We start from the raw sequence: 6,165 nt of genomic DNA on the forward strand, positions 1-6,165 counted from the left end.
ACTTACGAGCATAAGGTTATCTCTACCCTTTCTTTGCCTTTACCGATGTTCTTGCGTTTTAACTGAATTTGGCCGACTTCTGATGTGCGCTTTAAATGAGTGCCACCGCAAGGTACTTGCGCAAACCCATCCACTCTCCAATACCTTCTTTCACTCTCTTGATCGGAAAAGTCACTAATAATAACTGAATCAGAGTTAATCAAATCTTGCACATCAGTTTCAATTTCTTTCAATAACGGACCAATATTTTCAGACCACTCGAAATCTATGCGACTCTTATTTTCAGAAATATGCGCGCCTATCTTAACAATGCCTTCCCGACGCTGATAAAACATCTCGAGCACCACTTCAGCCGCAAAGTGTAGCTTCATTAAGGCGTATCTACGCTTCCAATCAATACTCGTAGTTACAATGTCACCAAGAGTAAAATTTGGAGAGGATTCCAATGTGTAAATAAGTCGAACACCTAACTTTTGAGCAATCAAAACCGGAATACCATTAATCGTTCCTTTATCACTCTCTTGGCCTCCAGACTCTGCAAAGAAGATAGTCTGGTCCAATTCAACCTTATTTCCGTCTACATTGGTCACTCTTGAGTTAAGTTCTGTTTGGTAGGGATTAACCCAAAATAATTTCTCGCTCATGCTGCTATCCTTGCAGTAAGTCCTATCCTTGATAGTACATTCAGTGACCACCAAGTCAATTCAAGAAACCTCGCCGTCAAGTGTAAGGCTGTGTATTGAGTACGAGCAGGCTAGATCTATTAGATGCTTTTAAGGCTGGGTACTAAACGCTGTCCAGGGGTTTAGCTAACAACCCGTAAATAGCTGAATCTGAGACTACTCCATTCACTTCCCAACGCTGCCTAAGGAAACCTTCCTTTATAAAACCTAACCGTTCCAAGACTTTACCTGAAGAAGCATTGTCTGGATCTATCTCAGCCTCGATTCGACGTAGATTCAGTGTTTTGAATGCGTGTTCGATTAATGCAGTTCCCGCCTCTAATACCATGCCTTTACCCCAGAAATGACGACTCACGCCAAAGCCAATTTCTGCGCGCCTAGACTCTTTCACGTGATTAAACAGCATTATCTTACCCAGAAGTTGGCCATTGCTCTTTAGGAAGATGCCTAGTGTCACTTCTGTATTGCTATTCATGGCCTGTGTACTCTTGGCTATAAATGTCCGCGCTTCTTCAATTGAAACCCAAGGGCCAGAGTTCCAATATTTCATGACCTCATGGTCTGAGAAGATGTCAAACAATTCGCTTGCATCATCTTCAACTAGCTCTCTTAGAATTAATCGTTCCGTTTCAATCTTTGTTACTAACATTTAGGAGTCAGCCTTTTGGTTAGTTATTGGTGACGAAAATCCAATAAAAGTATGAGACACGTAATACAAATGATTTCGTATGAGACTTTTAAACAAGCTCAACGCACGGTAAAAGCGCCACGTGTAACGACTCTATATTGAAGCAAATTTTAGACATTCAAGTGCGTCAACAAGTAACCGTTGAACGCATCAAAGCTTGGGGTGAGTTGATCATAAGTCCTAAACTCAGGCTCAAAATAGTCCATATACTTTATTATCGCTTAGTGACGATTTCCTTCAGTACTCTGGCTGGGTTGCCACCAACAACGATATTGTCTCTAAAACTCTTTGTAACGACTGCGCCAGAGGCTACCACCACGTTGTTCCCAAGTGTTACGCCAGGGTTGATTACGGCATGGCCACCTATCCAACAATTGTCACCAATGTTTATGGGCTTTGCTAGCTCTAAACCACTGTTCCTCTCGATAGGATCTAAGGGATGAGTAGCAGTATAAATGCCAACTTGAGGCCCAAGTAAACAGTTATCACCAAACTTAACTTCCGCAACATCCAAAATCACACAACCAAAATTAGCGTAAAAATTATCTCCAACGTGAATGTTGGATCCGTAGTCGCAATTGAAAGAAGATTCAACATGAATATCGTCACCTGTTGTGCCGAACAAGCGCTTAGTTATTTGAACTCGCTTTTGTTTATGCTCAACAGACGTGGCATTCAATTTTTCAGTTAGTAACCTAGCGCTCAACCTTAACTTTAATAACTCTTCATCACTTGGGTCATAAAGCTCACCTGCTAACATTTTCTCTTTTTCTGACATAAAACTTGGACTCCAATACCAATTTTCTTACAACGCTACATTAAGTATGTGAGTAACGCTACCACCTAAACGAGGTTATTTCACCACGAAAACAAAGCCCAACTTGAACCCAAGTCCTCAGCGCTATCAATTTTTTCAACAAGTTAGTGAACTACCACCACCGTTCTCACTAACTTATCACCGAGCCGTTGCCTCTTTTTACCAAGAATGAAAATTGAGTCAATAAAACAGAAGAATGGAGTAATAACATTTCGAAAGAGCGACTGAAAAATATTGCACTTTTTACCCGTTCTTGCACTTATAACTGCAATGCCCAAAAGTTTTTTTCCCACACTTTGACCATTTGGTAAACTATCAGAAAAAAGGTAATACGATACAGTCGCAGTTACTGCTGTAGCGCGCACAAGCTCTTTTTCAATACCGATTTCTAAGCCGACCCATAAAACGAGAGTAAAAATGCTAAAACTGACAAAAAGATCAATCATTTGTCCAACACACCTAACTCCCGGACTAGCCAAAACGTAATTTTCTAGAGTAAATTTTTCTGCATTTTTCATTTTAAAATTTGGACTAACAATTGCTTATTGGTGAACTAACATTATTGAGACAGTAACATCCCCACTAAACCTAATCCATACTTCCGCAGAGCACGGTCGAACCTGATTTTTCTATCTTTTCAATATATTACCACGCTCGTTCTAAAGGCTAGATTGGTAATATTTCAACATCTCTTCTTGATTAAGCGCTTTACTTTCTAACTTTTGTTGATCTTTAAAGATTTGAGCTAATGAAGGGAGAATTGAGCGATTTACTTTATAGTCATCAGACCAAAGTTTCCCTCTCATCACCGCTTTCGCACAATGAAAGTACATACTCTCTATGACTATTTTGATAACAACCTTAGGATCTTTACTTCCATCGGGGCAAGCAGATATCAAGTTGGCGTCGGTGTGAATACTTGCGATTCCTTTAATACGGAGCACTTCATCAATACCATTTACCATCAATAACAACCCTACCTTGGGGTTACTAATGATATTTTTTAGACTATCGATACGATTGTTCCCCGAGCTATCAGGGAGCAGCAATGTTGATTCATCTAAAACTTTTACGAAGCCAGGCTCCCCTCCTTTAGGAGAAAGATCGATATACCCTTGTGAATCAGCGGTACTTAGAACTGCAAAATGGCAATTATTAATTAATGTAATCGCATGAACATCCAGCACAGGCAGCGCTTTATTTTTAGCTCTCGCACTTGGCTCTGCGTAAATTTCTTTTAACTGCTCTATTGTTTTAATTTCACTCATTCAATGTTGTTCCTTCACTATCGTATAATGCTTTGCTTGTAGGCAAGCAGTAACTCTGACTTCTTGTATAGGCACTAGACCTAACTCATCGTAAAAATACTACGAGTACAAGTTATCTCTTTAATGCCTTGTTATCTAAAGATTTAAAGTTTTTCACTAAACTCCCCACACTGCTTACACTTATAACCATGCTTGTAAAAAAACAGTGGAAAACCCAGTAAAATAAAAACTAAGAAAGCTGGGCGTTTACCTTTTGTAAATGCAAATAGATCTTTACTACCACATTTAGGGCAAGCGTCTTTTTCTTCATCAACGTCAACTTCATTTCCCAATGATTCTGAGAAATCGCTACTAAGTATTTGTTTCGCATCTTCTGCATCACTTTCGTCCACCATCAGACGGACGCCGCCTATTGCATTTGAATAAAGCCACTGAGTATTTACCGTGTGCTCGTCAGCGATGTAACTTTCTATTCCGACACTATCTAGGCTTGCTCTCGCAATATGAGCTTCATGAGGAAAAGAAAACCTTGCTACTACAATCACATATTACTCCTTGTGGGAAAACGCGCTCGTAAGGTATAAGCAACGCTAATTGGAAATGCCACGTATGGCACGCTAGCCTGAGTAGTTTGTTGTACCTAATCACCCAACCACAACTATTGAAGCTACATCGACATCAAAATCATATGAAAAAATAACGGCAAACAAACAGCCACATGAGCCATGTCGGTGCTTGATACATTTTTCAACTTTATCACGAGCACGACCATAACCCACACTGTAGCGGACGCTAAGCCTAGATAATTATCTAAGTCATTGTAATAATCATACTTATCAAGGAAAGATAGAAAATTACTCTCTTTAGTTTCCACCGCCTTTCTAAGCACCTCATTTGCAATTGAGCAATAGTATTTCGAGAAACTCAGGAGAGTGAACTGAACGAGTGTTGCTACTATTAAAAATATCTTCATATTTACATCACCGCATAATGCCCCGCTAAGAGATGAGTAATTCAATACAGAAGCCACTAAAAATCATCTTAATCACTCAACGTATTGCGCCGTAAAAATACCACACGTTGCGAATCAACTTTGAGCAGTTTGTTATAACTCTGATTTCGCATTAATGTATAGCTTATGAACATCGTCTGAATTAGAAAAGTCTATACAGTAGGCCAATTTGATCACGTTACCATTTTTTGATTTGTAAATAGCCATATCATATTTTTCCAATAGCTCGCTAACCCCAAAGAATGACTCCAAAGGAAGCTCGGAAAACTCTCTGTAGCCTTGCATCGCCGTTATCGCATCTTTCGCAACAGCTGATCCTTTGTAATGAGTCGCAATGCAAGATGAGAGAGCGAAGTTTTTAAACAGTTGCTCATCACTTTGAATACTTAGTGGATTCGCGGCCATTCCTACACTACAAAGAGCAATACTTATGCTGGTTACTAGTACTCTACATTCCATAAATTAAGCCTTTTGCTTCCTAAGAGTTACTGCACATTATTAAGGAGTGAGTATCACAATACAAAACTGCCCCACACATCACTTAAATCAACTCATAGTGAAAATGCCATGTGTAACCACTCTTGTTGTGAACCAATTATTAGCCCACTACAGACTAATACATATACCCTAACCAATCTATATGACCAAAAGCCCAAGTTTTGCCGCTGATAGGTTTAACATATAAATCATCTAGTTGCTCTACAGCAACACCGTAATTTTTATGTTCGTGAACTCGCAACCAAGAACTTAGAGAGTTAAGGCGCTGATAACCATTAGCCAGATAAAAACGCTCCAAATCGGAGACTAAAATGATGAAGTCGACATCTTTAGTGGACGCATACTCGCTGAGTTGAGACAACATTGTTGTGCCAATACCTTGTCTTTGAACTGTGCTCTCGACACAAAAGTCACTCACACCTAATACTTTATAAATTTCATCACCAACGCGAACAACTCTGTAGTCTAATCCCATGTAACCAACTAACTGATCACCTTCGTAATTCAGAACTCTCATATGCGGGAGTTGCTTATAGTAAGAGCGAGTAACTTGGTGTTCAGGAAACGACTTGTTTCTAAGAGCTTCAATTGCATTATGCTGCGCTTTAGATAACTCGATTTCTGGGTAAACATCCATATTTGACCTTTGAGTATTAATGACCTTTTGGAGGTGAGCAACGCAATACAAAAGCCGCCGCATACCGCCTTAAACACTAAAACCAACGCATAGTAAAAATGCCACGCGTTGCGAATCGCTCTTAAACAGTTTGTTAGCAATTTAACTAAACGAAGCCCCAAAACCATCAAAGGTACATTAAAACTCCCAACCTTTTGTAACCATAAAGTCTAACCATTGAGCAAGGATGTCTTTGGTTACCGTTGTCGGGTGAGAATATCCTTCAACAAACCATGAACGGTTAATAAACCCCTCACTTCTGATCAATGACTCATAGTTTTCGAGAGCATCGTTTAGTTGAATGGCTGATGCTTTATTTGGACATAAGTAACTAAATTCTAGAACTAACTCTGTTTCGTTGATGATTCCGTTACTTATTAATGAACTCCAAGTCTCACTGAGCATGTTCAGTTGACTTTCTAAATTCGATTGATAACCACTCAACTCCAATTTCTCCCTGATTGCTAACGCCCTGTTAAGGTGTGAGCAACGCATTACCGAAGTGGTGTACCCCACAAAAAGT

At 39.6% G+C, this 6,165-nt stretch carries 9 protein-coding genes; all 9 read right to left on the reverse strand.

Annotated elements, in window-relative coordinates; translation table 11 throughout:
* Positions 1 to 2: 2 nt before the first annotated feature.
* Positions 3 to 644 (reverse strand): alanyl-tRNA editing protein, encoded by a 642-nt coding sequence (locus KI742_RS20580; RefSeq protein WP_031781320.1) that lies wholly within the window; start codon positions 642 to 644, stop codon positions 3 to 5.
* Positions 645 to 786: 142 nt separating this feature from the next.
* Entirely contained in the window at positions 787 to 1,332 is a 546-nt protein-coding gene (locus KI742_RS20585) for a GNAT family N-acetyltransferase (RefSeq protein WP_064368477.1), read from the reverse strand.
* A gap of 253 nt (positions 1,333 to 1,585) precedes the next feature.
* A complete protein-coding gene (locus KI742_RS20590) occupies positions 1,586 to 2,149 on the reverse strand; it encodes a sugar O-acetyltransferase (protein WP_285385427.1) in 564 nt (187 codons plus the stop codon).
* A gap of 143 nt (positions 2,150 to 2,292) precedes the next feature.
* Positions 2,293 to 2,706: an RDD family protein gene (locus tag KI742_RS20595; RefSeq protein ID WP_285385426.1), complete on the reverse strand. Its 414-nt coding sequence runs from the start codon at positions 2,704 to 2,706 to the stop codon at positions 2,293 to 2,295.
* A gap of 141 nt (positions 2,707 to 2,847) precedes the next feature.
* On the reverse strand, positions 2,848 to 3,456 hold the full coding sequence (locus tag KI742_RS20600) for a pyridoxamine 5'-phosphate oxidase family protein (RefSeq protein ID WP_005389306.1): 609 nt from the start codon (positions 3,454 to 3,456) through the stop codon (positions 2,848 to 2,850).
* Positions 3,457 to 3,599: 143 nt separating this feature from the next.
* Positions 3,600 to 4,001: a DUF2007 domain-containing protein gene (locus tag KI742_RS20605; protein ID WP_104979296.1), complete on the reverse strand. Its 402-nt coding sequence runs from the start codon at positions 3,999 to 4,001 to the stop codon at positions 3,600 to 3,602.
* Between the two features lie 560 nt (positions 4,002 to 4,561).
* A complete protein-coding gene (locus KI742_RS20610) occupies positions 4,562 to 4,873 on the reverse strand; it encodes a T6SS amidase immunity protein Tai4 family protein (RefSeq protein ID WP_285385425.1) in 312 nt (103 codons plus the stop codon).
* A 208-nt stretch (positions 4,874 to 5,081) separates the two neighbouring features.
* Positions 5,082 to 5,603, reverse strand: coding sequence for a GNAT family N-acetyltransferase (locus tag KI742_RS20615; RefSeq protein ID WP_262638850.1), 522 nt, complete (start codon positions 5,601 to 5,603; stop codon positions 5,082 to 5,084).
* A 177-nt stretch (positions 5,604 to 5,780) separates the two neighbouring features.
* On the reverse strand, positions 5,781 to 6,165 hold a 385-nt coding region (locus KI742_RS20625; RefSeq protein WP_285385423.1), incomplete at its 5' end, for a hypothetical protein.

Origin of the sequence: Vibrio sp. D417a, assembly GCF_030248595.1 — a bacterium.
Lineage (GTDB): Bacteria > Pseudomonadota > Gammaproteobacteria > Enterobacterales > Vibrionaceae > Vibrio > Vibrio alginolyticus.